The 25,981-nt window shown below is 62.2% G+C and carries 25 protein-coding genes; 8 read left to right on the forward strand and 17 right to left on the reverse strand.

What is annotated here, in order from left to right; genetic code table 11:
* Nucleotides 1–8: 8 nt before the first annotated feature.
* From ACQ4W4_RS09245 to ACQ4W4_RS09270, 6 genes are all read right to left on the reverse strand, one after another.
* Nucleotides 9–785, reverse strand: coding sequence for a peptidylprolyl isomerase (locus tag ACQ4W4_RS09245; protein ID WP_034756072.1), 777 nt, complete (start codon nt 783–785; stop codon nt 9–11).
* 111 nt (nt 786–896) lie between these two features.
* A complete protein-coding gene (locus ACQ4W4_RS09250; protein WP_436541720.1) occupies nt 897–1,676 on the reverse strand; it encodes a peptidylprolyl isomerase in 780 nt (259 codons plus the stop codon).
* Nucleotides 1,677–1,760: 84 nt separating this feature from the next.
* The gene (locus tag ACQ4W4_RS09255; protein ID WP_436541721.1) at nt 1,761–2,063 is read right to left on the reverse strand and encodes a BolA family protein; all 303 of its coding nucleotides are present in this window, start codon (nt 2,061–2,063) and stop codon (nt 1,761–1,763) included.
* On the reverse strand, nt 2,060–2,689 hold the full coding sequence (locus ACQ4W4_RS09260) for a septation protein A (RefSeq protein ID WP_436541722.1): 630 nt from the start codon (nt 2,687–2,689) through the stop codon (nt 2,060–2,062). Before ACQ4W4_RS09260 ends, ACQ4W4_RS09255 begins: the two co-directional genes overlap by 4 nt.
* Nucleotides 2,690–2,773: 84 nt before the next feature.
* Nucleotides 2,774–3,175, reverse strand: a complete 402-nt coding sequence (gene msrB / locus ACQ4W4_RS09265; protein ID WP_034756083.1) for a peptide-methionine (R)-S-oxide reductase MsrB — start codon at nt 3,173–3,175, stop codon at nt 2,774–2,776.
* A gap of 9 nt (nt 3,176–3,184) precedes the next feature.
* Entirely contained in the window at nt 3,185–4,741 is a 1,557-nt protein-coding gene (locus ACQ4W4_RS09270; protein ID WP_436542013.1) for a protein adenylyltransferase SelO, read from the reverse strand.
* Nucleotides 4,742–4,878: 137 nt separating this feature from the next.
* Here ACQ4W4_RS09270 and ACQ4W4_RS09275 point away from each other — a divergent pair, with 137 nt between their 5' ends.
* Complete coding sequence (locus ACQ4W4_RS09275; RefSeq protein ID WP_436541723.1) at nt 4,879–6,531, forward strand: 3-(methylthio)propionyl-CoA ligase; 1,653 nt, start codon at nt 4,879–4,881, stop codon at nt 6,529–6,531.
* A 6-nt stretch (nt 6,532–6,537) separates the two neighbouring features.
* Here the strand turns inward: ACQ4W4_RS09275 and ACQ4W4_RS09280 are convergent, their stop codons facing one another.
* The 4 genes from ACQ4W4_RS09280 to ACQ4W4_RS09295 are packed head-to-tail and all read right to left on the reverse strand — an operon-like array spanning nt 6,538 to nt 11,412.
* Nucleotides 6,538–8,070 carry a chemotaxis protein CheW gene (locus tag ACQ4W4_RS09280; protein WP_436541724.1) on the reverse strand — a complete coding sequence of 511 codons (1,533 nt, stop codon included), beginning with the start codon at nt 8,068–8,070 and terminating at the stop codon, nt 6,538–6,540.
* Entirely contained in the window at nt 8,057–8,587 is a 531-nt protein-coding gene (locus ACQ4W4_RS09285) for a chemotaxis protein CheD (RefSeq protein ID WP_436541725.1), read from the reverse strand. Before ACQ4W4_RS09285 ends, ACQ4W4_RS09280 begins: the two co-directional genes overlap by 14 nt.
* The gene (locus ACQ4W4_RS09290; protein WP_436541726.1) at nt 8,584–9,408 is read right to left on the reverse strand and encodes a CheR family methyltransferase; all 825 of its coding nucleotides are present in this window, start codon (nt 9,406–9,408) and stop codon (nt 8,584–8,586) included. The genes ACQ4W4_RS09285 and ACQ4W4_RS09290 overlap by 4 nt, the downstream gene beginning before the upstream one ends.
* Before the next feature lie 3 nt (nt 9,409–9,411).
* Nucleotides 9,412–11,412, reverse strand: coding sequence for a methyl-accepting chemotaxis protein (locus tag ACQ4W4_RS09295; RefSeq protein ID WP_436541727.1), 2,001 nt, complete (start codon nt 11,410–11,412; stop codon nt 9,412–9,414).
* A gap of 617 nt (nt 11,413–12,029) precedes the next feature.
* On the opposite strand from ACQ4W4_RS09295, the gene ACQ4W4_RS09300 reads away from it, so the two are divergent.
* Nucleotides 12,030–14,117: a 3-hydroxyacyl-CoA dehydrogenase NAD-binding domain-containing protein gene (locus ACQ4W4_RS09300; RefSeq protein ID WP_436541728.1), complete on the forward strand. Its 2,088-nt coding sequence runs from the start codon at nt 12,030–12,032 to the stop codon at nt 14,115–14,117.
* Between the two features lie 167 nt (nt 14,118–14,284).
* On the opposite strand, the gene ACQ4W4_RS09305 is transcribed toward ACQ4W4_RS09300, so the two are convergent.
* The 3 genes from ACQ4W4_RS09305 to ACQ4W4_RS09315 all read right to left on the reverse strand — a co-directional run bounded on the left by ACQ4W4_RS09305 (nt 14,285) and on the right by ACQ4W4_RS09315 (nt 15,972).
* On the reverse strand, nt 14,285–15,133 hold the full coding sequence (locus tag ACQ4W4_RS09305) for an alpha/beta fold hydrolase (protein ID WP_436541729.1): 849 nt from the start codon (nt 15,131–15,133) through the stop codon (nt 14,285–14,287).
* A 100-nt stretch (nt 15,134–15,233) separates the two neighbouring features.
* Nucleotides 15,234–15,632 carry a VOC family protein gene (locus ACQ4W4_RS09310; protein ID WP_436541730.1) on the reverse strand — a complete coding sequence of 133 codons (399 nt, stop codon included), beginning with the start codon at nt 15,630–15,632 and terminating at the stop codon, nt 15,234–15,236.
* 100 nt (nt 15,633–15,732) lie between these two features.
* A complete protein-coding gene (locus ACQ4W4_RS09315; protein ID WP_436541731.1) occupies nt 15,733–15,972 on the reverse strand; it encodes a DUF2798 domain-containing protein in 240 nt (79 codons plus the stop codon).
* A gap of 111 nt (nt 15,973–16,083) precedes the next feature.
* On the opposite strand from ACQ4W4_RS09315, the gene ACQ4W4_RS09320 reads away from it, so the two are divergent.
* Nucleotides 16,084–16,989, forward strand: a complete 906-nt coding sequence (locus tag ACQ4W4_RS09320; RefSeq protein ID WP_436541732.1) for a LysR family transcriptional regulator — start codon at nt 16,084–16,086, stop codon at nt 16,987–16,989.
* Here ACQ4W4_RS09320 and ACQ4W4_RS09325 read toward each other — a convergent pair.
* Nucleotides 16,986–17,735: a nucleotidyltransferase domain-containing protein gene (locus tag ACQ4W4_RS09325; RefSeq protein ID WP_436541733.1), complete on the reverse strand. Its 750-nt coding sequence runs from the start codon at nt 17,733–17,735 to the stop codon at nt 16,986–16,988. The two genes, ACQ4W4_RS09320 and ACQ4W4_RS09325, sit on opposite strands and share 4 nt — an antisense overlap.
* A 193-nt stretch (nt 17,736–17,928) precedes the next feature.
* On the opposite strand from ACQ4W4_RS09325, the gene ACQ4W4_RS09330 reads away from it, so the two are divergent.
* Nucleotides 17,929–18,132 carry a hypothetical protein gene (locus ACQ4W4_RS09330; protein WP_070218363.1) on the forward strand — a complete coding sequence of 68 codons (204 nt, stop codon included), beginning with the start codon at nt 17,929–17,931 and terminating at the stop codon, nt 18,130–18,132.
* 88 nt (nt 18,133–18,220) lie between these two features.
* On the opposite strand, the gene ACQ4W4_RS09335 is transcribed toward ACQ4W4_RS09330, so the two are convergent.
* A complete protein-coding gene (locus ACQ4W4_RS09335; protein ID WP_436541734.1) occupies nt 18,221–19,921 on the reverse strand; it encodes an MFS transporter in 1,701 nt (566 codons plus the stop codon).
* A 228-nt stretch (nt 19,922–20,149) separates the two neighbouring features.
* Between ACQ4W4_RS09335 and ACQ4W4_RS09340 the strand changes: the two genes are divergently transcribed.
* From ACQ4W4_RS09340 to ACQ4W4_RS09355, 4 genes are all read left to right on the forward strand, one after another.
* Nucleotides 20,150–21,328 (forward strand): acetyl-CoA C-acyltransferase, encoded by a 1,179-nt coding sequence (locus ACQ4W4_RS09340; protein WP_436541735.1) that lies wholly within the window; start codon nt 20,150–20,152, stop codon nt 21,326–21,328.
* A gap of 127 nt (nt 21,329–21,455) precedes the next feature.
* Complete coding sequence (locus ACQ4W4_RS09345; protein ID WP_436497143.1) at nt 21,456–21,758, forward strand: Dabb family protein; 303 nt, start codon at nt 21,456–21,458, stop codon at nt 21,756–21,758.
* A 63-nt stretch (nt 21,759–21,821) separates the two neighbouring features.
* The gene (locus tag ACQ4W4_RS09350) at nt 21,822–22,823 is read left to right on the forward strand and encodes an NADP-dependent oxidoreductase (RefSeq protein ID WP_436541736.1); all 1,002 of its coding nucleotides are present in this window, start codon (nt 21,822–21,824) and stop codon (nt 22,821–22,823) included.
* A gap of 60 nt (nt 22,824–22,883) precedes the next feature.
* Nucleotides 22,884–23,309, forward strand: a complete 426-nt coding sequence (locus ACQ4W4_RS09355; protein WP_436541737.1) for a GNAT family N-acetyltransferase — start codon at nt 22,884–22,886, stop codon at nt 23,307–23,309.
* Nucleotides 23,310–23,406: 97 nt separating this feature from the next.
* On the opposite strand, the gene ACQ4W4_RS09360 is transcribed toward ACQ4W4_RS09355, so the two are convergent.
* Nucleotides 23,407–24,414: an ABC transporter permease subunit gene (locus tag ACQ4W4_RS09360; RefSeq protein ID WP_436541738.1), complete on the reverse strand. Its 1,008-nt coding sequence runs from the start codon at nt 24,412–24,414 to the stop codon at nt 23,407–23,409.
* Nucleotides 24,415–24,440: 26 nt separating this feature from the next.
* Nucleotides 24,441–25,940 carry a sugar ABC transporter ATP-binding protein gene (locus ACQ4W4_RS09365; RefSeq protein ID WP_436541739.1) on the reverse strand — a complete coding sequence of 500 codons (1,500 nt, stop codon included), beginning with the start codon at nt 25,938–25,940 and terminating at the stop codon, nt 24,441–24,443.
* Between the last annotated feature and the right edge of the window lie 41 nt (nt 25,941–25,981).

The following is a 25,981-nucleotide window of genomic DNA, read 5'->3' on the forward strand; positions in this document are numbered from 1 at the left end:
AGGCGTTTTTACTGGATTTTGGCCTTCTTCATCAGTTCGTCGCGGTAGGCGGCGAGTTTCTTCTGTTGCAGCGACTCGGCCACCTGGCCCTTGACTTCTTCCAGTGCCGGCAGCTTCGTCGGACGGGTTTCTTCCAGCTTGATCACGTGGAAGCCGAATTGCGATTGCACGGGCGTTTGCGTGACCTGGCCTGGTTTCAGGGCGACCATGGCGTCGGAGAATGGTTTCACGTACGAAGCCGGGCTAGCCCAGTCCAGGTCGCCGCCATTGGCTGCGGAACCGTCTTTCGATACTTTCGCCAGTTCTTCGAACTTGGCGCCGCCTTTCAGCTTGGCGATGATGTCTTTCGCTTCCGCTTCGGTGGCCACCAGGATGTGGCGTGCATGGTATTCCTTGTCGCCGGCTTGTGCCTTGAACTTGTCGTACTCGGCCTTGATTTCAGCGTCCTTGACAGGGTTCTTCTTGACGTAGTCGGCCAGCAGGGCGTTGATGATGATGCTTTGACGGGCATTGTCGATCTGCGACTTGACTTCCGGACGCGTGCCGTAGCCTTGCTTGTCGGCTTCCTGGATCAGCACTTCGCGGCCGATCAGGTCTTTCTTGATGGCTTCGCGCAATTGCGGCGAATCGGCTTGCTTGCCTTGGGCGACGACTTGTTTGACGACCTGGTCGACGCGCGACGATGGGATGGCCTTGCCATTCACGGTGGCCACGTTTTGCGCGAACGCAGGGATCGCGACGACGGCGACCAGGGCTAAGATCAGGCGGGCTGGCTTCAAAATCATGTTCATTCCTAATAAATATACTAAAAATCGATATGCGCGACTGTCGCGCAGTGCGCATTCAGGCGCAGAATACACGACCGGCGCCGAAAAGGGCGCCGGGGAGGTCGGTTCTTACTGAACTTTCGCTTTTTTGATCATTTCTTCTTGATACGCTTGCAGTTTCTTTTGCTGCAGCGCTTCGGCGATCTGTGGCTTCACTTCTTCCAGGGTCGGCAGTTTTGCCGCGCGGGTGTCGTCCAGCTTGATCACGTGGAAACCGTTAGGCGTTTGCACCGGGGTTTCCGTGACCTGGCCTTTTTGCAGTTTCACGAAGGCGTCCGAGAACACTTTCGGGAAGGACGATGGGGCTGCCCAGTCCAGGTCGCCGCCATTGTCGGCCGAGCCGGCATCTTTCGATTGCTTGGCCAGGTCTTCGAACTTGGCGCCGCCTTTCAGCTTGGCGATGATGTCTTTCGCTTCCGCTTCGGTGCCCACGAGGATGTGGCGCACGTGGTATTCCTTGTCGCCGGTCTGTGCCACGAACTTGTCGTATTCGGCCTTGATTTCAGCGTCGTTGACCGGGTTCTTTTTCAGGTAGTCGCCGACCAGGGCGTTGATGACGATGGCCTGGCGTGCGTTCTCGATTTGCTGCTTGACGGCTGCATCTTTACCGAAACCTTTGTTTTCCGCTTCTTGCATCAGCACTTCACGGCCGATCAAGTCTTTCTTGATCATTTCGCGCAGTTGCGGCGAATCCGGTTGCTGGCCTTGGGCGACGACTTGCTTGACGACTGCATCAACGCGCGACGATGGGATAGGCTTGCCATTAACAACGGCAACATTTTGCGCAAAAACAGGTACCGCGACAACGGCGAGTAGTGCGATCAGCAAGCGGGCTGGCTTAAAAGTCATTATTAAATCCTGTTAGGGAAAGTTTCGTAAAAAACGCATGGGAAGAAATCCATAACATGGCTCGGGTACGCCAAAACGCCATCCTTACACTACTTCGGACGGCGCCAGGGCCACAATTGCCAATGCATGTATCTCATTATGCATCATATCGTGCACGGAATCATACACCAGTCGATGGCGCATGACGAGTCTGAGCCCCTCAAATCGACTAGAAATTATACGCAGATTGTAATGGCCTCCGCCCGAGGCGGCGCCCGCATGGCCCCGGTGGCGCGCCGAGTCGTCTTCCAGCACGCATTCCAGAGGAGAAAGTGCCGTTTCCAGGCGGGTACGAATGCGCTCCATGCGCGTTGCCGGCGAAGTGTGTTCGGTGGTGGTATGCATCATGCGTCTTCCTTGATATGTTTGGCCAGGAACAGGGTTTGCGCCACGATGAAGGCAAAGAAGATGCCCGTCGCGCCAAACGCCTTGAAGCTGACCCAGGCGGCCATGTCGCCCTTGTACAGCACGAAGGCGACGAACAGGTTCAGTGCGCCGATGGCGCCGAAGAAGATGATCCATGCGGCCAGCAACTGGTTCCAGACGGCATCGGGCAATTGCACTTGCGCTTCCATGGTCTTGCGGATCAGGTTTTTCTTGAAAACCACGTGCGCGATCAAGAGGGCCAGGCCGGACAGCCAGTAGATCAGGGTCGGCTTCCATTTCAGGAAGAAATCGTCATGCAGGTAAATGCTGGCGCCGCCAAACACGACAAAGATGAACAGCGACAGCCACAGCATGCCGTCCACCTTGCGCCCGCGCAGCAGCAGATAGCTGACCTGGCAGGCGGTGGCGACGATGCCGACGAGGGTGGCAAGTATCCATGGCGCCTGATCGGCCTTGATCAGGCCGCCAGACACGAAGCCGGACAAATATTGCTGCACAAAATCATGCGTGGCCGTTTCATACATGCCGCCCAGCTTGAAGGCGGTGAAGAAGGCAATCAGGGGGAAGAGGTCGAATAGAAATTTCATGGCGAGACTTTACTATGGGCGTGGTGTAAACATCTTAGGAATGACTTAGGAGCAACATTCGCGCTCTCCGTCATTCCTGCGGCATCAAGGCTGCGGATCGAAGCGCAGCGATGCCGAATTGATGCAATAGCGCAAGCCGGTCGGCGGCGGGCCGTCCGGGAAGACGTGGCCCAGGTGGGCATCGCAGACGGCGCAGACGATTTCCGTGCGCACCATGCCGTGGCTGCGGTCGACGATTTCCGTGACATTCGCGGGATCGAGCGCCTGGAAATAGCTGGGCCAGCCGCAGCCGGAATCGAACTTGGTATCCGAGGCAAATAATGGCGTGTTGCAGCAGACGCAGGTGTAGACGCCATGTTCATGGTGATCCCAGAATTTGCCCGTGAAGGCCCGTTCCGTGGCCGCGTGGCGCGTGACTTCGTATTGCATCGAGTCGAGCATGGCGCGCCATTCGGCGTCGGTTTTCTTGACTTTGTTCGTGGTCATAATGACTCCTCAGGATGAGCAACTGACTTCAAGGTGGCTGGCCCAGTCGGGCGGCAGGGCCGCATAGTGCTGGTGTTCGGGCTGTTCGTCAAATGGCTTTTGCAAAACTTCCAGCAATGTCGCCACTTCCGTGTAGTCCTGCTGCTGCGCTTTCTCGATGGCCACCTGCGCCAGATAGTTGCGCAGCACGTATTTCGGGTTGACGCCGTTCATGGCCGCTTGCCGCTCGGCATCGACGCTATTCTCAAGCATCAGGCGCGCGCGGTATTGCGCTGCCCATGTATCGAAGGCGGGGCGGTCGATGAACATGTCGCGCAGCGCCGTGTCGTGTTCGGGCGCCGCCACCTGCAGTGTAGCCAAGGCGCGGAAGAAGTTGGTGAAATCCACGTGATTGGCTTGCATCAGCGCAAACATGCTGTCGAACAGGGCCGTATCGCCGTCCTGGCTCGTTTGCAAGCCCAACTTGGCGCGCAGCAAGCTATTCATCTTCTCCGCGAACGCGCTCTGGTACGTGTCCAGCGCCGCCTGCGCCAGTTCCACTTCACCGATCAAGGGCAGCAAAGCCTGGCCCAGCGCATAGCAGTTCCAGTGGCCCACCTGCGGCTGGTTGGCATAGGAATAGCGGCCTTGCTGGTCCGTATGGTTGCAGATGTGCTCCGCGTCAAACGCTTCCATGAAGCCGAAGGGGCCGTAATCGAGGGTCAGGCCCAGGATCGACATATTGTCCGTATTCATCACGCCATGCATGAAGCCGACGGCTTGCCATTGCGCGATCATGTGCGCCGTGCGCACGCAGACCTCGGCCAGCAAGGCCTGGTATGGATTTGCTGCGGCGCGCAAATCGGGGTAAAAACTGTCGATCACGTAATCGGCGAGGATTTTCAGTTCGTCCGGCTGCTTGCGGTAAAACCAGTGCTCGAACGAGCCGAAGCGCACAAACGTGGGCGCCATGCGCGTGACGACGGCCGCCGTTTCCACCGTTTCGCGCATGATGCCTTGCTGCGAACCCATGATGGCCAGCGCGCGCGAGGTGGGAATGCCGAGCGCCGCCATGGCTTCCGAGCACAGGAATTCGCGGATGGACGAGCGCAGCACGGCGCGCCCGTCGCCCATGCGCGAATACGGCGTGGCGCCGGCGCCTTTCAGCTGCAGCTCCATCGGCCCGCTTGCTGTGGCGATATCGCCCAGCAGGATGGCGCGGCCGTCGCCCAGCTGGCCGGCCCAGACGCCGAACTGGTGGCCTGAATATACGGCCGACAGGGGCTGCGAGCGCCCGGCAACCGCATTGCCGGCCAGCAGCGCAACGTAATCAGGCTCGGCCAGACGCGCCGCATCGAGGCCGATCAGGGCGGCGGCGGCTGCGCTGGCGGCCACGAAATATGGGGCGGGCAGGGGTGTGGGCATCAAGCGCGTATAGAACGCGGGCGGCAAGGCCGCAAAGGCGTTATCCAGTGGTAAGGTATGAGCGGTAATGGCAATTCCAGTCAAAGAAGATGGACCGGCAAGGTGCGCCAGCCTGGAATGCGATTTTACCGCACCGCGCCAAGGCGCGTGGCGCTTGCCCATGCGGCTGAAAACGGAATCAAAAATTCCATGCTGCATTGCAATATCGAAATGCGTTGACGATTTCCGCACGACCGTACGAAACTAAGGAAAGTCTGTTAATTCCAACAATAACTGAGCATCTACTTCCAGGAGACACGATGTCGGCATTCCCCTTGAGTCCAGTGATGGGCCAGATGATGAATCAGCCCCTGCTGATTTCCAGCATTATCGAGTTTGCAGCGCGTCATTATGGGGGCAGCGAAATCATTTCGCGGCGGGTGGAGGGCGATATGCACCGCTACACCTACCGCGATTGCCACCAGCGCGCGCGCCGGCTGGCGAACGCCTTGCACGGGCTCGGTGTCGGCATGGGCGACCGGGTTGCCACGCTGGCCTGGAATGGCTACCGCCACCTGGAAGCCTACTATGCCGTGTCCGGCTCGGGCGCCGTGCTGCACACGATCAATCCGCGCCTGTTTCCCGACCAGATCGCCTACATCTCGAATCACGCGGAAGACCAGGTCTTGCTGTTCGATCTGACCTTCCTGCCCGTGGTGGAGAAAATCGCCGCCGACTGCACCTTTGTCCGCCATTTCGTGCTGATGTGCGACCGCGAGCGGATGCCCGCCAGCAGCAGCATCCCCGACCTGCTGTGCTATGAAGACTTGATCGCCACGCATTCCGACGATTACGCATGGCCCTTGTTCGATGAAAATGCGGCCGCCACCCTGTGCTACACGTCGGGCACGACGGGCAACCCCAAGGGCGCCCTGTATTCGCACCGCTCGACCGTGCTGCACGCGTACGCGTCGGCCATGCCCAGCGCCCTGAACGTGCGCGCTTCCGACACCGTGCTGCCCGTCGTGCCCATGTTCCACGTGAATGCCTGGGGCTTGCCGTATTCCGTGCCCCTGTCCGGCGCGCGCATGGTGTTTCCCGGCGCGGCGCTGGACGGCAAGTCGCTGTATGAATTGTTCGAGGCGGAAAAAGTGACCTTCTCGGCCGGCGTGCCGACCGTCTGGCTGGGCCTGCTGAATCACGCCTTGCAGAATGATTTGAAGTTCTCCTCCTTCCGCCGCACGGTGATCGGCGGCGCCGCGTGCCCGCCGGCCATGATGGATACCCTGATCGACAAGTTCGACATCGAAGTCATCCACGCCTGGGGCATGACGGAAATGTCGCCGCTGGGCACGGCCGGCGGCTTGCAGACCAAGCACCTGGACTTGCCGAAGGAGGAGCAGCGCAAGATACTGCAAAAGCAGGGCCATGCCATTTACGGCGTGGACATGAAGATCGTCGACGACGACGGCAAGGAATTGCCGTGGGACGGCGTGGCCTATGGCCATTTGCTGGTGAAGGGACCGTGGATCATCTCGTCGTACTACAAGAACGAGGGCGGCGAGGTGCTGCAGGACGGCTGGTTCCCCACGGGCGACGTGGCCACCATCGACACGGATGGCTATATGCAGATCACGGACCGCAGCAAGGACGTGATCAAGTCGGGCGGCGAGTGGATCGGCACCATCGACCTGGAAAACCTGGCCATGGCCCACCCGGCCGTGCTGCAGGCGGCCTGCATCGGCGTGTTCCACCCGAAATGGGACGAGCGTCCCGTGCTCGTCGTGGTGCTGCGTCCCGGCATGACGGTCACGCGCGACGCGCTATTGCAATTTTTCGAGGGCAAGATCGCCAAGTGGTGGACGCCCGACGACGTGCTGTTCATCGACGCCTTGCCCATGGGCGCGACGGGCAAGATCCAGAAGAACAAGCTGCGCGAGCAGTTCAAGGGACACCAGTTACCGGGGATGTAAGGAAACCTAGGCCGCTTGCGGCAGCGCCGACCCCAGCTTTTCCAGCAGATGATCGCACTGGAAGACGGACAGGGTCTGGCGCTGCGCCTCCGTGCCGATGTCGATCATTTCATCCATTTCGCTGCGCAAGTCGTCGTGCTCTCCCGTGCGGATGATTTGCGGCGCCGCAAAGCGCTGGCTGTCGGAGATGGTCATGATGTTGTCGACATGGTCGACGAGGAAGCCGTAGCGTTCGGCGCCCCGTTCCACGATCAAAATCTTGCTGGCCTTATCATCCGGCAGGGCCGGCATCGCATACAACTGGCGCAGATCGATGATGCTGATCATTTGCTGACGCAAGTTGAGCATGCCGCGCATGCAGGCCGGCATGCCCGGCGGCGTGGTAATGGCGCCGCTGAAGTCGATGATTTCGCGCACTTTCCCGATTTCCACGGCGAAGCGGGTTTGCACCGTAAACGTGATGTAGACGCGGCGCCGCGCCTTGTGCGTGGCGACGCCCGTTTCCGTGTCGGCCGGGTACAGCCGTGCGTGGCCGTCGCGCATCTCGACGATCTCGGCCTGCGACAGGATGCCCTTGTGATCGAGGAAAATAATGTCGCCCAGGCCTTCTTTCGTGATGCAGCCGGCAAACATGGCGGCGCGCGCCTTGCTCAGCAGGGGAATCGGCAACACCTCGTCGCCAAAGAAATGCACGATGCTGTCGACGGAGTCGACGAGGAAGCCCACGGTCGTGCCGTCGAGGCGCACGACGATGACGCGCTGGTCTGGCGTGGCTTCCCCTGCCGCCTTGCCGCACGCAGGGGCCTGCAGCAGGGCGCCGAAGTCGACGACGGCCACCTGGTTGCCGCGGAAATGCATGCGCCCCAGGCACAGTTCGTTGTTCAGCAGGGAACTGTGCAGTTCCGGCACCTTGATGATTTCCTGGATGGCCAGCATTTCGAAGGCAAACGTGGCGCCGGCCGCATGGAAGCTCACGCACTGGCGGCGTTCGCTTTGCGCATGGTAGCGGGCCGTGCTCAGCCTTGCGCCCGTCGCCTGCAGGGCCAGTACATGGGGCACGTTTTCGATGCGCAGCAGGGCGTGCGGGTCGAGCACCTGCAGCAGGCGCGCGCCGCCATCGAGCAAGATCGTGCCGGCGATGACGGCGTGGCTGTCGCCGGCCGCATACTGCAGGGCACTCCGGGCGCTGGCGGGCACGCGCAGGATTTCGCCCGTATCCTGGAAGACGATGCCGATCAGCACCTGTTGGAAATCGAGGATGGCGATCTTGTCCGTGGCCACGGCGCGCGGCGCATCGGCGCGGAACAAGCGACCCAGGTTGACCACCGGAATGACGCTGCCGCGCAAGGTGAACATGCCTTCCAGGTATGCGGGCGACAGAGGCAGGGCGGTGACTTTCGCGGGGTAGTTCACCACTTCGCGGATGCAGCTGGCAGGCAGCGCGAATTCATCGTCGCCCAGGTGGAAGGAACCGAACAGCTCGGTGGCCGTGTCGCTGGCGCCCTGCGCTTGCAAGCCCGTTGCTTCATGCATATCCATATGCGCCTTCCTTGCGTGGAATTAATTCGGGTGGCGTCACCACGTCGGTGACGGCATAGCTGTGCCGGGCGCAATCGATCAGCAACTGGCGTCCGTGGCGCCCGCCCAGCGCGCAAAAACTGACGTGCAAGCCGCACTGGTCCAGGTATTTTTGCGCCGCTTCCGCGTTTTGCCGGCCCACCTGCAAGCGCCCATGGCCATTCTCGGGGCCAAACATGCTGGCGCCGCCCGCCAGCACCACGTCGATATCGGCGTAATCGGCCTGGCGCACGCCCATCAGGCGCAGCAGCGAGGGCACGGCCTGGCTCACATAGCGCGCGCCCAGGGCGCTGTCGGCGCCGGGTGCTTCCGGCAGCAGACAGTGGGCCAGGCCGCAGCAGGGGCCGTTCTTCCAGAGGAAGCCGATGCCGATGCAGGAGCCCAGCAAGGCTTGCAGCTGCTCGCCATGCGTACCGACGCTAAGTTGGCCCATGCCGACATGGTGCAGCGCCGGGCCATGGTCGATGATGATGCTCATGCGCTACCCGCCTTATAAATCATGGGAAACTCGAATTGGTAGCCGGTACCGAGGCGCGCGATGGTTTCCGACTCGCCCAGAATCAGCCTGCCTTCATCCTTGAGGCTCAGACGCGCCTGGCGCAGCACGGTTTCCTGGTGTGCGGCGTCGAAATAGATGAGCACATTGCGCAGGAAGACCAGGTCGAAGCGCTGGGCCGGGCGCAGCGCGTCGAGCAGGTTATGCCGGGCAAAGCTCACATGTTGCCGCAGCGCTTCGTTGACCTGCACGCCATACGGCGCGGGCGTGAAATATTTGCGCAGCAAGTCCGGATGCGACAGGCGGATGCGCTCGACGGAGCGCCCGCTGTACTGGCCGGCCCGCGCCGCGCCTAGGATCTGCTGCGAAATGTCGCTGGCCAGGATCTGGTAGCGGAAGGCGGGCGTTTGCAGCTTGAATTGCTCGCACAGCATGGCGATCGAATACAGCTCCTCGCCGCTGGCGGCCGCCGCCGACCAGATGGCGAGGCAATCGCCCGGATGGGCGCGGGCCCAGGCGGGCAGGTAGCGGTCGCGGAAGTAATCCCATATTTGCGGCGTGCGGAAGAACAGGGTGTCGTTGGTGGTCACCAGGTCGATGAAATGGGCCACCTCGTCGCGGTCGCTGGACACGCGCTCCAGGTAAGCCTGATAGCTGTGCAGGGACAGCGCCCGCAGCCGTGGCTGCAAGCGCCGCTCCAGCAAGACGCTCTTGCGCGCCGTCATGGCGATGCCCGTATGCTGGCGCACCAGCGCGATCAGGGTCGTCAGCACCTCGGGCGTCAAGGCGGCCGCGTGGCTCATGGCCTACACCACGAAGCCGGAGACAGTCTGGTTCAGGCTGCCAGCGCGCTCGTTCAAGCCGTCCGTCGAGCGGGCGATGCTGTCGCAGTTGGCGGCCGACTTTTCCGTTTCCTCGGCGATGTACTGGATGGCGGTCGATACTTCGCGCGCCGTCAGCAGCTGCTCGTTGGCCGCCTTCGAGATATCGGAAATGGCCAGGGTGGTCTTCGCCACGCCCGAGACGATCTTGTCGAAGGCGTCGCTGGCCTGACGCGAGATCTCGCTGCCCGTCGAGACGCGCTTGACGGATTCGTTGATCAGCTTGGAGATTTCCTTGGTCGCCTGCGAGGAGCGCTCGGCCAGCTTGCGCACCTCGTCGGCGACGACGGAAAAGCCCAGGCCGTGTTCGCCCGCGCGCGCCGCCTCGATGGCCGCATTGAAGGCCAGCATGTTGGTCTGGTTGGCGATCTCGCTGATGACCTTGACGATCTCGCCGATGTCTTCCGACGAGCGGTTGATCAAGTCCATCGCCTCGATCGACTTGGCGACGGCGCGCGCGCCCGCTTCCGCTTCCTGCTGCGTGGCTTTCGCGAGGAAATCGGCACTCGAGGTGTTTTCCGCGATGGAATTGATGGAAAAGGTCAAACCGTCGATGGAGGCGTTCATTTCTTCCACCGTGGCGCCCAGCGCCTGCGTGCCCACGGCCACGCCCGTGGCCCGCTCGGCGATCGTGTGCGAGGCGTCGGCAAAGCCGTTCGCCGCCGACACCACGTTGCCGATCACGCCGCGCAAGTCGCCGATCATCTTGCTGATGCCGCCGGCCAGCAAATCGATCGGCTCGCCGCCTTCGGGCACGATCTTGCAGGTCAGGTCGCCTTGCGCCGCGCGCGCCACCGAGTCGAGCAGGGCATTGACCTTGCGGCTGTCGTTGGCGGCCTTGGCCTGGATGCTGTTTTCCAGGTTCACCTGGTCCGTGATGTCGATGGCGAACTTGACCACTTTATACGGCTTGCCGTTCAGGTCCAGGATGGGGTTGTAGGTCGCCTGTATCCACACCACCTTGCCATGGTTGCCCAGGCGCTTGTAGCGGCCCGCGTCGAATTCGCCCCGGTTGAGCTTTTGCCAGAATTTCTTGTACTCGGCGCTGCCCGCATACTCGGGCTCGCAGAACATGCGGTGGTGCTCGCCCTGGATGTCGCTCAAGTCATAGTCCATGACGGCGAGGAAATTGTCGTTCGCGTCCAGCACCTTGCCCTGCATGTCGAATTCGATCACGGCCTGCGCCTTGCCGATGGCGCTGACCTTGCCTTCGTATTCGGCGTTGCGCTTTTTCAGGGCCGTCACGTCGCTGGCGAACTTGACCACCTTGAAGGGCCGGCCCTCCGCGTCGAAAATGGGATTGTACGAGGCATTGAGCCAGATCTCGCGGCCATCCTTGGTCACGCGCTTGTATTCGCCCGCGTCGAACTGGCCTTGCCCCAGCTTGTGCCAGAACTGCGCGTACGCGTCGCTGTTGGCGTAGTCTGGCAGGCAAAACATGCGGTGGTGCTTGCCCTTGATCTCGTCAAGCGTGTAGCCGACGGACTTGAGGAAGTTGTCGTTGGCGTCGAGGATGGTGCCGTCGAGGCGGAACTCGATCACGGCCTGGGCCTTGCTGATGGCGTCGATCTTGCCTTCGTAATCGGCGTTGCGGCGCTTGCTGGCCGTGATGTCGGTGGCAAACTTGATGACCTTATACGGATTGCCGTCCGCGTCGAGGATGGGGTTGTAGGAAGCGTTGATCCACACTTCGCGGCCATCCCTGGCGCGGCGCTTGTATTCGCCCTGGTCGAATTCGCCGCGTGCCAGCTTGGCCCAGAAGTTCGCGTATTCGACCGTTTTTACATACTCGGGATCGCAGAAGATCGCATGGTGCTTGCCTTGCACCTCAGCCAGGCTGTATCCGACGACACGCAGGAAATTGTCATTCGCATGCAGGATGGTGCCGTCGAGTTCGAATTCGATGACGGCCTGGACACGGTTCAATGCAGTATTTATCGCTTGTAAGTCCAGATCCTGAGTGGGGCTGACATGGCTGGCTGCGTCCATAGTAGGTCCTTCGATGTGAGAAGAGGAATGGGGGCGATAAGGCTGCTGTTATTATTTTTCTGCTATCCGTAAAGGCAAGGATGTTATTGCATGGGCCGTGATTTGGTGATAATCGGTGAGAATGTGCGCAATGCACGGCCGCCAGTGTTTTTTCTGCGCTTGGCCCCATAGTGGATAAATTGTAGAGTATTGATTTGAATCAATAATTTTATTATTCCCCAGCGTCTGGCGAAAAACAAGGGGAGGGAATAAATAATGTAAGAATTGTCGTAATTACCCCATGCCGGCATATCGCAAACGCATTCCTTCGCATAATAAAACGCCGTTATGATTATTGCGGTTTTGTTATTTGAATCAATATCCAGTTGATAGCTTCTGCTGGAGCTCGCCGCTGGCCACAGAATCGAACCGCAAACGATGTTGTACCATGGCGTAGCATGCTGGCGGCAGGGCGCACCGTACAAAAATAATACGAGCGTTCTTTTATGCGGTATAGTAAAGCTTCATCCCTTGCAACCACCTCATACGTTGAGCAAAACCAATAAGGAAGAGACATGAGTGCTGAATATCAAGTGAACGGCGCCGTTGCCGTCATTACCCTGGCCAATCCGCCCGTCAATGGTCTGGGCCTGGCGACGCGCACGGCCGCCGTGGCCGGCATCCGCCAGGCGCTGGCGGACGAGTCCGTCAAAGCCATCGTCATCACGGGCGCCGGCAAGGCATTCTCCGGCGGCGCCGATATCAAGGAATTCAATTCGCCCAAGGCGCTCACGGAACCGACCCTGCACACCCTGATCAACGTCGTCGAACAGTCGACCAAGCCCGTCGTGGCGGCCATCCACAGCGTCTGCATGGGCGGCGGCCTGGAGCTGGCGCTCGGCTGCAACTACCGCGTGGCGGCGCCCGGCGCGCAGATGGCCTTGCCGGAAGTCAAACTCGGCATCTTGCCGGGCGCGGGCGGCACGCAGCGCCTGCCGCGCGTGCTGGGCCTGGAAATGGCCTTGAACATGATCGTCTCGGGCACGCCCGTGGCGTCCGAAAAACTCGCCGGCACGGCCCTGTTCGACGAAGTCATCGCCCCTGGCGCCGACTTGCTGGCCGCCGCCGTGGCCTTCGCCACGAAGGTGGCCGACGTGCGCCCGCTGCCGAAGGTGCGCGAGCGCAAGGTCGATTACCCGAACCACGAAGCGTTCCTGCAGTTTTCGCGCAATACCGTCAAAGCCATGTCAGGACCGTTCCCTGCACCGCTCAAATGCGTCGATGCCGTGGCGGCCGCCGTGATGATGAAGTTCGAGGACGGCTTGAAGTACGAGCGCGAGCTGTTCATGCAGCTGGTGCAGTCGCCTGAATCGAAAGCCTTGCGCCACGCCTTCTTTGCCGAAAGGGTCGCCAGCAAGGTGCCCGACGTGCCGTCCGACACGCCCGTGCGCGCGATCGCCAGTGCGGCCATCGTGGGCGCCGGCACCATGGGCGGCGGCATCGCCATGAATTTCGCCAACGCGGGCATCCCCGTGATGCTGCTGGAAACGAAGCAGGAAGCGCTGGACAAGGGCCTGGCCACGATCCGCAAGAATTACGAGAACACGGTCAAGAAGGGCAAGCTGACGCAAGAGAAGGCCGAGCAGCGCATCGCACTGGTCAGCGGTACGTTGGCGTATGCCGACATCGCGCAGGCCGACATCGTCATCGAAGCCGTTTTCGAAGAGCTGGGCGTGAAGGAAACCGTCTTCAAGCAGCTTGACGCCGTCATGAAGCCGGGCGCCATCCTCGCCTCGAACACGTCCACCCTGGACCTGGACAAGATCGCCGCGTTCACCCAGCGTCCGCAGGACGTGATCGGCACGCATTTCTTCAGCCCGGCCAACGTCATGAAGCTGCTGGAAATCGTGCGCGGCAAGGAAACGGGCAAGGACGTGCTGGCCACGGCGCTGGCGCTGTCAAAAAAGCTGAAAAAGACGGGCGTCGTCTCGGGCGTGTGCGACGGCTTTATCGGCAACCGCATGATCGAGCAATACAGCCGGCAAGCCGGTTTCCTGCTGGAAGAAGGCTGTTTGCCGGAGCAGGTCGACAAGGCGGTCGAGAAATTCGGCTTTGCCATGGGCCCGTTCCGCATGGGCGACCTGGCCGGCAACGACATCGGCTGGGCCATCCGCAAGCGCCGCTATGTGGAAAAACCGGACGTCACGTATTCGAAGACGGCCGACCTGCTGTGCGAACTGGGGCGCTATGGCCAGAAGACGGGCGCCGGCTGGTACGACTACAAGGCGGGCGACCGCAAGGCCTATCCGTCGGAACAGGTCAACGCCATGATCGTGCGGCACTCCGCCGACATCGGCGTGGCGCGGCGCAAGATCGGCGACCAGGAAATCGTCGAACGGCTCGTGTATGCGCTGGTCAATGAAGGCGCGCGCATCCTGGAAGAGGGCATCGCCTTGCGCGCCTCGGACATCGACATGGTGTATTTGACGGGCTACGGCTTCCCGCTGTTCCGCGGCGGCCCGATGTTCTACGCGGACACGGTCGGCTTGCCGAACGTGCTCGATACGATCGCCGGCTACGCGAAAGGCCGCCACGGCGAAGCGTGGACGCCGGCGCCGTTGCTGGTGAAACTGGCGGGCGAAGGCAAGGGCTTCAATAGCTGAGTAGGTCGGATTAGCGCGCAAGCGCGTAATCCGACGTCACCAAAAGCGCCAACAATGGTGTCGGATTACGCGCGGCTTCGCCTCGCTAATCCGACCTACGCTTTGACAATGGCTTCAATGGTGGAGCAGGTCGGATTAGCGGCGGTACGCCGCGTCATCCGACGCCACTACTTCTTCTTCGCCACCATCTTGACCGCCTCGTTGACGATGACGGGGTTGTCTTTCTGAATGTAGTGGCCGGCGCCCGTGATGCGCTCGATGGCTGGCGCGCCGGACAGGCGCAGCCAATCCTTTTCCTGGGCCCGCACCACGTTTTCAAACGAACCCATTTCCTCGATGCCGAACTTGTCGCGCACCAGCAGCATGGCGGGCACGCGCAGCGGGCTGCTCATGTCGACGTGCTGCAGGCATTGCGTCTGCGCATCGAACTCGGCCGATTCCGTACTGTTGAACATGACTTTGCGCCGCGTCTTCACGAGCATGGCGTAGGTGGACGCGTCCGTCTGCAGGCGATTCCACTGCTGCGGGTGCGTGGGATCGAGCAGGACCAGGCCGGCCACGTCCTGCGGGTACAGCCTGGCATACACATATTGGTACAGCCCGCCCAGGCCATGGCCGACCAGTACGTACGGCGGCTTCAGGCCCGCTTGCGTCAACAGGGCGCGCTGCTGGGCGGCGATGGTGCAGGGGTCGCGCGGCGTGGTGGTTTTCTGGCTGTCGCCGTAGCCGGGACGGTCGTACACGAGCACGCGGTGCTGTTTGGCCACTTCGGGCACCACCTTGGCCCACACATCCTTGCCGTCGCCCATGGCCGACTGAAAGACCACGGGCAAGCCGTCCTGGCCGCTCAGGGTGTAGGCGATGCTGGCGTCGGGCAGGGCCGCAGTGGCCGGCACGCCTGGCGTGGCCGGGGCCGATGGAAACAGAGAGCAGCCGGAAAAGCAGCCTGCCAGCAGCAAGCCGGCGCTGGAGAGGAGCATGGTGCGCGCGGGGCGGCCGACGAATAGATGATGCATGAATCTCCTTCTTTGTTCACGGACCGGTATGGCGTGCCAGCCATTATAGGCAAATCGTCTCGAAGTGGAAATGCCGAACAGAGCCGGATTTCCCGTCCTGTCATCCGGCGTCGGCGCGGTGGCAGACGGCTTCGATGCGGTTGCCGTCCGGATCGAACAGAAAGGCCGCGTAATAGCTGGCGTGATAGTGGCGCAGGCCGGGCGCGCCCAGGTCGATGCCGCCATGCGCCAGTCCGGCCTGCCAAAACGCTTCCACGGCCGCGCGCGAGGGGGCCTTGAAGCAGCAGTGGCGGCGCGGCGCGTCGTCGGGTTTCGGGCCCAGGCGCACGGAAAAGTAGCTGCGTTCAGAGTGTTCGGCATCGCTGCGCTCGCCGTAGCCTATCCACGCATTGGCATGGTCGCTGCCCACCTTGGGCACGTCGAGCGCGGCAAACACGGCATCGTAGAAGCGCTCGGCGCGCTCCAGGTCGCTGACGGTGAGGGAAACGTGATCGAGCATGGGCACTCCGCTGTAAAAAAAGGACGGCCATAGCATAGCCCGGATCAGGGCGGCCGTGGGCGGCAGTGACCGAGTGATACCGTTGCTGGTTGACTGCCGGTTAAGGATGGCGGGCGAGCCGCGTCACGATACTGCGGCTCAGCAGCTGCACGCGGGGGGCGAACAGCATCACGGCGCAGAAGGCCACAGGCCAGGCGGCAAAGAAGGCGTGGCGCCAGCGGGGCAGGAAGTCCGCCTGCAGGCCGATATTGAGCCAGGTGACCCAGGCGCTCATCAGTAACGTCATGACCAGGGACATCAGGAAGGCAAATACGCAGCGTAAACGCAGGGCTTCGGACATGGTGCACTTTCAAAATTATAAAGAGAAGGCAGCGTAACGACTTGCAGCAATCTATACTAGAGCCATATTTTTAATTTCAAATTCCGAAAATGCAATCATGCTGGACAATCTATGCTCGATGACCTGGCCCTGTTCGTCGCCATCGTCGAGGCGGGCAGCCTGCATGCGGCGGCCGTCAAGGAAGACTTGCCCGCCGCTACCGTCACGCGCCGGCTGCAAAAGCTGGAAAGCCAGCTCGGCTACCGCTTGCTCAACCGCAGCGCGCGCCGTCTGCAGCCGACGGCGGAAGGCTGGCAATACTACGAGCAGTGCAGGCCCCTCGTGCACGCCTTGCGGCAGGCGACGCAGCAGCTCGACGCCAGCCTGTCGGCCGTCTCCGGCAGCATCCGCGTGCTGGCGCCCGTCAACTTCGCCAGCGGCTTGCTGACGCCGGCCTGGGTCAGCTTCATGCAGAAGTACCCGGACATCCGCCTGGAGCTGGAACTGTCGAACCTGCTGCAAGACCTGGTCGGCAGCGGCGCCGACCTGGCCATCCGCGTGGGCGCGCTCGACGATTCCTCGCTGATGCAGCGCCGTCTGGGCAGCGCCGCACTGGTGATGGTGGCCGCGCCCGCCTACCTGGCGCGCGCCGGCGTGCCGCGCGACTTGCAGGAACTGGAAAAACACGAGCTGATCGTGGCCGAACCGCTGCGCAGCTGGCGCTTGCGGCGGCCCGGCGACGGCGCTGACATGGCGATCGAGCCGCAGGCGCGCCTGCGCGTCAATGAAATGCGCCTGGCCGTGGAGATGGCCGATGCGGGCATCGGCATACTGCTGTGTCCGCTGCTGCAGTGCCGCGACGAAGTGGCCAGGGGCAGCCTCGTGCGCGTGCTGCCCGACTGGATGCCGCAGCCGCGCCATGTGTACGCCGTGTGGACGCAGCGGCGCTACCTGCCGGCCCGCGTGCGCGTCTTGCTCGAGCACCTGGCGGCGTTTGCGGCGGACAATCCCTTGCTGAACGAGGCCGCCGGCGTTTAGCGCGCCTGCTGCCGCGCCAGCCACTGCGTGAACTGGCGCAGCGCTGGCGCAAAACCGCTGGCTGGCGCGGCGCCGGGCCTGGCCTGGGCCAGGAAATACGCCATATGCGCCTGCATGGCGGGAGCGTGGCGCAGCAACAGCGCGGCATGCTCGTCCAGGCTGGACGGCCAGCCGGGATCGCTATCCAGGCGCAGCAGGTTGCAGGAACGGATCAGCTTGCGCGACGCTTCGCGCTGCAGGCGGACGATGGCGGCAGGGTCGCGCTCGTCGTCGAGGCGCCGCGCATAATCGTCCAGCACGCTGGCGAAGTCGGCATTCACGGCCAGGGCGATGGCGCGCGAGGGCGCGAATGGCGCAAATTGCGGCGCCAGGTCATTGCCCCACAGGCAGCGGCATTGATGCTTGAGCCAGTAGCCCCAGCTGTACAGGTGCTCCGGCGCCAGCACCTGGGCCCGGTGGCCGATGTCGAAATCGATCTTGATCACTTCCCGGTGGCGCGCCTGCAAGGCCAGGCGCAGCGCTTCCAGCGTTTCCCGCTGCGGCGGCGTGGGCGGCTCGCGCAGCACCAGGGTCAGGTCGAGGTCGGAGACGCCCGGTGTGGCGTCGCCGCGGGCGATGCTGCCGTACAGGTATATGCCGTCCAGAAAGTGGCCGGCTTGCGTGGCCAGGCTGGCGCAGACGTCTTGCAGCACGGCGTCGAAATGGGGCTGCAGCGGGCCGCAGGGAGCGGGGGCGATGGTCGGCATGCCTGGCACGAGTGAAGTGGAAGAAACGTCCACCATAGCATGCGGTGGCGCACACACAGGGAAATCCTTTCCATTCAGTAATACCGAGCGCTTGTACTTTTCGCCAGGATCGCGTTAAGATAAAGCCGCACGCTTATCCAGCGGGCAATCTGGTGTTTTTTCGCGCAATCCGTCCCTATCCATGAGAGTAGCAATGAAATATCTGATCGTTCCCTTCTTGCTGGCCATTACTGGCTGCGAAGTACTGTATGACGCGAACCGGGACAAGATCGGCGAGTATTGCAATAGCCTGAACAATTTCGACGACCGCAACGCCTGCCGCAAGCGCAACCAGACCAGCTACCAGGAATACGTGCAGCAGCGCGACCAGCTAAAAAAGGGCAAGAGCGAAAAGTAAGCTTGCCGCCACATAAAAAAACGCCGCTGACCAGTCAGCGGCGTTTTGCTTTGCGGGCCCCGGCCTGGCGGCCAGGGCTTGCATCAAATCAATCGTCAGCGTAGATATTGTTATCCTTGGTTTCCTTGACGAACAGGGTGCCGATCACGACAGTCGCAAGGGCGACGACGATCGGATACCACAGGCCGTAATAGATATCGCCCTTGAAGGCCACCAGCGCGAAGGCCGTGGTCGGCAGCAAGCCGCCGAACCAGCCGTTACCGATATGGTAGGGCAGGGACATCGAGGTATAACGTATACGCGTCGGGAACATTTCCACCAGCATGGCGGCGATCGGGCCATACACCATGGTCACGTACAGCACCAGGATGAACAGCAGCAAGACGACCATCGGCTTGTTGATCTGGTCCGGATCGGCTTTCGCAGGGTAGCCCGCTTCCTTGATGCCGGCGCCGATTTCTTTCTTCAGCGCCGCTTCGTGGGCCTTGCTGTCGGCATCGAAGTTCAGGCCGTCCGGCGTCATGACGGCGTTAAACGAGCTAAATTCCTTCGTGCCGATGCGTACCTTGGCGATGCTGCCCGCTGGGGCGTCTTCCTTCGTGTAGTTCACCGAGCTGTTCGACAGGAAGCCCGTGGCGATGTCGCACGACGATGGGAACTTCTTGGTACCCGTCATGTTGAACTGGAAGTGGCAGGAAGCGGGATCGGCCACCACCACCACTGGCGAGTTCTTCAGTGCCGCTTCCAGCTGCGGATTGGCGAAGTGGGTCAGGCCGTTGAAGATCGGGAAGTAGGTCGCCGCGGCGATCAGGCAGCCGCCGAGGATGATGTACTTGCGGCCGATGCGGTCGGACAGGCTGCCGAAGAACAGGAAGAACGGCGTGGCCAGCAGCAGGGCGATGGCGACGAGCACGTTGGCCGTGGCCAGGTCCACCTTCAGGGTCTGGATCATGAAGAACAGGGCGTAGAACTGGCCCGTGTACCAGACGACTGCCTGGCCGGCGGTCAGGCCGATCAGGGCCAGGATGACGATCTTCAGGTTTTTCCACTTGCCGAATGCTTCCGTCAGCGGGGCTTTCGAGGTCTTGCCCTCTGCCTTCATCTTGGCGAAGGCCGGCGATTCATTCATGGCCAGGCGGATCCACACGGAAATACCCAGCAGGATGACGGAGACGAGGAAGGGAATGCGCCAGCCCCATGCCTCGAAATCCTTCTCGCCGGTCGCCAGGCGGGTGCCCAGGATGACCATCAGCGACAGGAAGAAGCCCAGGGTGGCCGTCGTCTGTATCCACGCCGTGAACGCGCCGCGCTTGCCTTCAGGCGCGTGCTCGGCCACATAGGTGGCTGCGCCGCCGTATTCGCCGCCCAGCGCCAGGCCTTGCAGGATGCGCAGGATGACGAGGATGATCGGCGCGGCGATGCCGATGGAGGCGTGGCCCGGGAGCAAGCCGACGATGAAGGTGGAGCCGCCCATGATCAGAATCGTAATCAGGAAGGTGTACTTGCGGCCGATCATGTCGCCCAGGCGGCCGAAGACCAGCGCGCCGAACGGACGCACGATGAAACCGGCGGCAAAGGCCAGCAGCGCGAAAATAAAGGTGGTGGTGGGGTCGCCGATGAAGAATTGCTTGGCGATGATCGATGCGAGCGAGCCGTACAGATAAAAATCGTACCATTCAAAAACGGTGCCCAGGGAGGACGCAAAGATGACCTTGCGTTCCTCGGGCGTAATCGGCGTTCCCTTGGTGGACATTTTCCGTACGTCGGCCGAGCCGGATGGTGATGCCATGGTTTGTCTCCCTATGTTTTATAGTGAACCATTGCCGAGGTCTTTTTGACCATTCTTGCAACAGCTTGGGCCGAGTGTGTTCTCCGAACCTTACGTCATGCTTGCTTGAAACTTACACCAAGCTTACAAATTGCCGCCCATCATAACTTTGCGAACGACCGTACTTAAATGTGCTATTCTCATTCCGCAGACACCCCACCCAATAATATCCCCACAAGGAGACACAGCATGAATGAAGCCGTCATCGTATCGACCGCCCGCACGGGCCTGGCCAAATCCTGGAAGGGCGCGTTCAACATGACGCATGGCGCCACCCTGGGCGGCCACGTGCTGGCGGCCGCCGTCGAGCGCGCGCGCATCGAGGCGGAAGAAGTGGAAGACGTGCTGGTCGGCTGCGCCTTTCCCGAAGGCGCCACGGGCGGCAACATCGCGCGTCAGGTGGCCTTGCGCGGCGGCTGTCCCGTCACCACGGCCGGCATGACCGTCAACCGTTTTTGTTCTTCGGGCCTGCAGGCCATCGCCCTGGCGGCGCAGCGCATCATCGCCGGCGAAGGCGATATCTATGCGGCGGGCGGCGTGGAGTCGATTTCCTGCGTGCAAAATGAAATGAATACGCATATGTACAGGGAAGTCTGGCTGCAGCAGCACAAGCCGGAAGTGTACTGGCCCATGCTGCAGACGGCCGAAACCGTGGCCAAGCGCTACCAGATTTCGCGCGAGCGCCAGGATGCCTACGGCGCGCAAAGCCAGCAGCGCGCCGCCGCGGCCCAGGCGGCCGGCCTGTTCGATGCGGAAATCGTGCCGATGACCACCATCATGGGCGTGGCCGACAAGGCCAGCGGCATGCTGGTGTCGCGCGAAGTGACGATTGCCGCCGACGAAGGCATCCGCGCCGACACGACGTATGACGGCGTGGCGAAGATCCGCCCGGCCATTCCCGGCGGCGTCATCAGCGCCGGCAATGCCAGCCAGTTTTCCGATGGCGCCTCGATGGCCATCGTCATGAACGCGAAAGTGGCCGAAGCGAAAGGCTTGCAGCCGCTGGGCGTCTTCCGCGGCTTTGCCGTGGCCGGCTGCGAACCCGATGAAATGGGCATCGGCCCCGTGTTTGCCATTCCGAAACTGCTGAAAAAGGCGGGCTTGACGGTGGCCGACATCGGCCTGTGGGAACTCAATGAAGCGTTCGCCGTGCAAGTGCTGTATTGCGCCGATACCCTGGGCATCCCCATGGAGCGCCTCAACGTGAACGGCGGCGCGATTGCCGTGGGCCACCCGTACGGCGTGTCGGGCGCGCGCCTGACGGGCCACGCCTTGATCGAAGGCAAGCGCCGTGGCGTCAAATATGTGGTCGTGACCATGTGCATCGGTGGCGGGCAGGGTGCGGCCGGCCTGTTTGAAGTGCTGTGATGCTTGCTTGACAGCCAGTCTGCGGGCGGCCTGGGTGCCGCCCGTTTTCTTTTGCTGCTCACTTTCTGCAAGGCGCGCCGATAGCGGGTACAGTAATGCTTCATTTATAAACAAGCAGCCTGCCACCATGCTCAAGCACATCGTTTTCTGGAAACTCAAAGACCACGCCGAAGGCGCCGACCGCGCCACGAATGCCCTGAAACTGAAAGCCCTGCTCGATTCCTGTTCGGATTTGGTGCCTGGCATCCTGAAATTCGAGGCAGCCGTGGCCCAGCCGGGCCTGGAAGCGACCTACGACATCGTGCTGTACAGCGAGTTCGCCAGCCGCGAGGCGCTCGATGCCTACCAGAACCATCCCGAGCATGTGAAAATCAAGCCGTTTTTTGGGGCTGTGCGCGAAGCGCGGCAGTGTATGGATTATGAGATTTAGCTTTACGCAGCAGACACCTTGTTCATCAGCATGTAACTCTCTCACTTTTTTGACTGGAGCATCATGACCACCTACCAACGCATCGTCCTCGCCTCGCGCCCCGCCTCCAATGAGGAAGTGCAGCCGGCACATTTTCGCCTGGAAACTAAAGAGATTCCCGCCATCGCGGATGGCCAGTTGCTGGTGCGTAACCAGTATCTGTCTCTCGATCCCTACATGCGCGGGCGCATGAGCGCCAATAAAAGCTATGCGGCGCCGCAGGCGCTCGATGAAACCATGATAGGCGGCACGGTGGGCGTGGTGCTCGAATCGAAGCACCCGAAGTTCGCCGCGGGCGACACGGTGGTGGGGACGTTGGGCTGGACGGAAGTGGCCGTATCCGACGGCACCATGCTGCGCAAGGTCGATACGACGCATATTCCCGCGTCCGCCTACCTGGGTGCGGTCGGCATGCCGGGCATGACGGCGTGGTATGGCTTGAACCAGATCATGGCGCCGAAAGCGGGCGAGACGGTCGTCGTGTCGGCCGCCAGCGGCGCCGTGGGCAGCGTCGTGGGCCAGCTGGCGAAATTGAAAGGTTGCAGGGTCGTCGGCATCGCGGGCGGGGCGGAGAAGTGCGCGTATGTGGTGAATGAACTGGGCTTCGACGCCTGCGTCGACTACAAGGCGGGCAATCTGGCGTCCCACCTGGAAGCGGCCACGCCGGACGGCATCGACGCCATCTTTGAAAACGTGGGCGGCGCTATCTTTGATGCAGCGCTGGCGCGCACCAACGCGTTTGGCCGCGTGGCCGTGTGCGGCTGGATCGCCGGCTACAACGGCGAACCGACGCCGCTCGACAATGCGCGCCTGATCCTCACCAACCGCCTCACCGTGCGCGGCTTCATCGTTTCCGAGCAGCCGGAATTCTGGCCGCAGGGCCTGGCGGAACTGGGCACGCTGGTGGCGACGGGCAAGCTGAAATTCCGCGAATCCGTGGCCGACGGCCTGGCCAGCGCGCCCGAAGCGTTCATCGGCCTCTTAAAAGGGCGTAACTTCGGCAAGCAGCTGGTCAGGCTCGGCTGATCTCTCTGCGGAACGGCAGGCCGTGCGACAATAACGGCCTGTCTCTTTCTACATTACACCATGACCAAGCACACCATCCGCCTCGGCGACTGGGCCACCCTGGGCCTTGATGCCACCGCCATCCGTTTCGAAGTCTTCGTCGATGAACAGAAAGTGCCGGCCGAGATCGAACTCGACGACATGGACGCCGTCTGCCTGCATGCCGTGGCCTATGACGACGCAGGCAACGCCATCGGCACGGGTCGGCTATTGCCCGATGGCCACATCGGCCGCATGGCCGTGCGCCAGCCTGGCCGCGGCACGGGCGTGGGCGGCGCCATCTTGACCTTGCTGATGGACAAGGCGCGCGCACGCGGCGATGCGGCGGTGGTCTTGAACGCGCAAACCGTGGCCGCGCCATTCTATGCGCGCCACGGTTTTGTGCAGCAGGGGGAACAATTTGAAGAGGCGGGGATTGCGCATGTGGAGATGCGGCTGGTGTTCTAGGGTGTTGTCGGATTACGCGCGTAGCGCTAATCCGACCTACGACGTCAACGGTAGGTCGGGTTAGCGCGCAGCGCGTAACCCGACACCACCAGCACAATCAGTTCTGCGCGTGGCTCTGGCGCCATTTGTCCAGAATCACGGCCAGCACGATCACGACACCCTTGGCCACATACTGCCAGAACGACGACAGTCCCAGGATCGTCAAGCCATTGTTCATCACGCCGATGATCAGCGCGCCGATGACGGTGCCCCAGACGGAACCGACGCCGCCCATCAGGCTGGTGCCGCCGAGCACGACGGCCGCGATGGCGTCCAGCTCATAGCCCGTGCCCCAGTTGCCGTTGGCCGCGTACAGGCGGCTGGCCGACATGGCGCCGCCCAGGCCCGCGAACAGGCCGCTGATCGTGTAGACAAACATCAAGACGAGACCGACCTTGATCCCCGTCAAACGGGCCGCCTGGATATTGCCGCCGACGGCGTAGATATGCAGGCCAAGCGTCGTCTTGCGCAGGATGAACCAGGTCAGCAGCACGACGGCGGCCGCCAGCCAGATCAGCCAGGGCACGGCCAGGAAGCTGCCATTGCCCATCCATTCAAAGCTGGGGATTTCCGTGTTCAGCACGCTGGTGCCGTCGGCCAGCAGGTAGGCGGCGCCGCGCAGGGCCGTCATCGTACCCAGGGTCACGACGAAGGGGTTCAGGCCGACGAGGGCGACCAGCACGCCATTGAGCGCGCCCAGCAGCAAGCCGACGATGAGGAAGGCGGGGATCGAAAAGCCGGCGAACTGGGCCGACAAGGACATCAGCATGCCTGCCACGGCCGAGACGGCCAGCACGGAGCCGACGGACAGGTCGATGCCGCTGGTCAGAATGACGAAAGTCATGCCCGACGCCAGCACGATGTTGATCGACACCTGGCGGAAGATGTTCATTGTGTTGTTGCTGGTCATGAAGGTCGACGTACCGTCGGCCGAGAAATACACGGTCAGGCCATACATGGCCAGGTACAGCACGACCAGCACGGGCAGCATGCCCAGGCGGCGCATCAGGTTCGAGGCATTGAAGGGTTCGCCGGCGCGCGCGGCGCCGCGGGTGGTAGTTGTCATGATTTGCTATCTCCTGTTGATTGTTCTTATGCCGCTTCCAGCTGCGTAGCGTAGGCGAGGATGTTTTCCTGCGTGATGTCGTCGCCCGTCACTTCGCCCGTCAGCCGTCCTTCGCACATCACCATCACCCTGTCGCAGATGCCGACCAGTTCGGCCAGTTCGCTGGAAATGCACAGCACGGCCGTGCCCGCGTCCGCCAGCTGGTGGATGATCTTGTAAATTTCACTCTTCGCGCCCACGTCCACGCCCCGCGTCGGTTCGTCGAGGATGAGGACCTTGGGCGCGATGGCCAGCCAGCGCGCCAGCAAGACTTTCTGCTGGTTGCCGCCGGAGAGTCCCCCCACGATGCCGTCCGGCCCCGAGACCTTGACGTTGAGGTTGGCAATGGCCTCGCGCGACAGCTGCGTCAGGGCGCCGCGGTTGACGACGCCCGCCGTCGCATGCTTGGACAGGATATTCATCGACATGTTTTCCATGGCCGACAATTGCATGAACAAGCCCAGGCTCTTGCGGTCTTCCGGCAGGTAGCCGATGCCGTGGCGGATCGCCGCCAGCGGGCGGTGGATATGCACTTCCTGGCCGTCGAGCCACACTTGCCCCGTTTGCTTTTTGTCGGCGCCAAAGATCAGGCGCGCCAGTTCCGTGCGGCCCGCGCCGACCAGGCCGGCCAGTCCCGTCACTTCGCCCGCATGCAGGGCGAACGAGGCGGGCTTGACCTTGCCGCCGCCCACGTTGGCGACGCGCAGGCGCTCGGCGCCCCGCGTGGTGCGGCGCTGGTGCGAATAAAAATCGTCGGCGGGGCGTCCCACCATCATTTGCACGACTTTCTTTTGATCCAGTTCGTCCTTGCCCAGCTCGCCCACATAGGCGCCGTCGCGCAGCACCGTGATGCGGCGCGCCAGGCGCTCCACCTCGGCCATGCGGTGGCTGATGTACAGCACGGCCAGGCCCTTGTCGCGCTGTTCTTCGATGATGCGGAACAATTGTTCGGTTTCCCGGTCGGACAGGGCAGCGGTGGGCTCGTCCATGATTAGGATGCGGCTTTCGTGCACGAGGGCGCGGGCGATTTCCACCTGCTGCTGCTCGGCGATCGACAGGGTGGACACCATGGTGTCGGCGTCGAAACGGGAACCGAGGTCGGCCAGGATGGCGTTCGTGCGCGCGCGCATTTCGCCGCCCTTGACGGTCCAGAAGGGGCCCTTGGGCTCGCTGCCCATGAAGACGTTCTGCGCCACCGTCATGTTCTTGGCCACGCTCAGTTCCTGGTAGATCAGGTTGATGCCCAGCGCGCGGGCCTCGCCCGGGTTGCGGATACGGATCGGTTTGCCGTCAAGGATGATCTCGCCCGCATCCGGCGTGTACACGCCCGACAGGATTTTCATCAGGGTGCTCTTGCCGGCGCCGTTCTCTCCCATCACGGCATGGATTTCGCCGCTGCGCACCGTCAGGTGCACGCCGCGCAGCGCGCGCGTGGCGCCAAAGCGCTTCTCGATGCCGCGCATTTCAAAAATAATATTGTCGCTCATGACTGTCCTTCCTTGCTGGTGAAACTGGCGCCGCCAGCCGT

The sequence above is a fragment of the Janthinobacterium glycogeni genome, from assembly GCF_051380725.1.
In the GTDB taxonomy this organism is placed as follows: Bacteria; Pseudomonadota; Gammaproteobacteria; order Burkholderiales; family Burkholderiaceae_D; genus Janthinobacterium.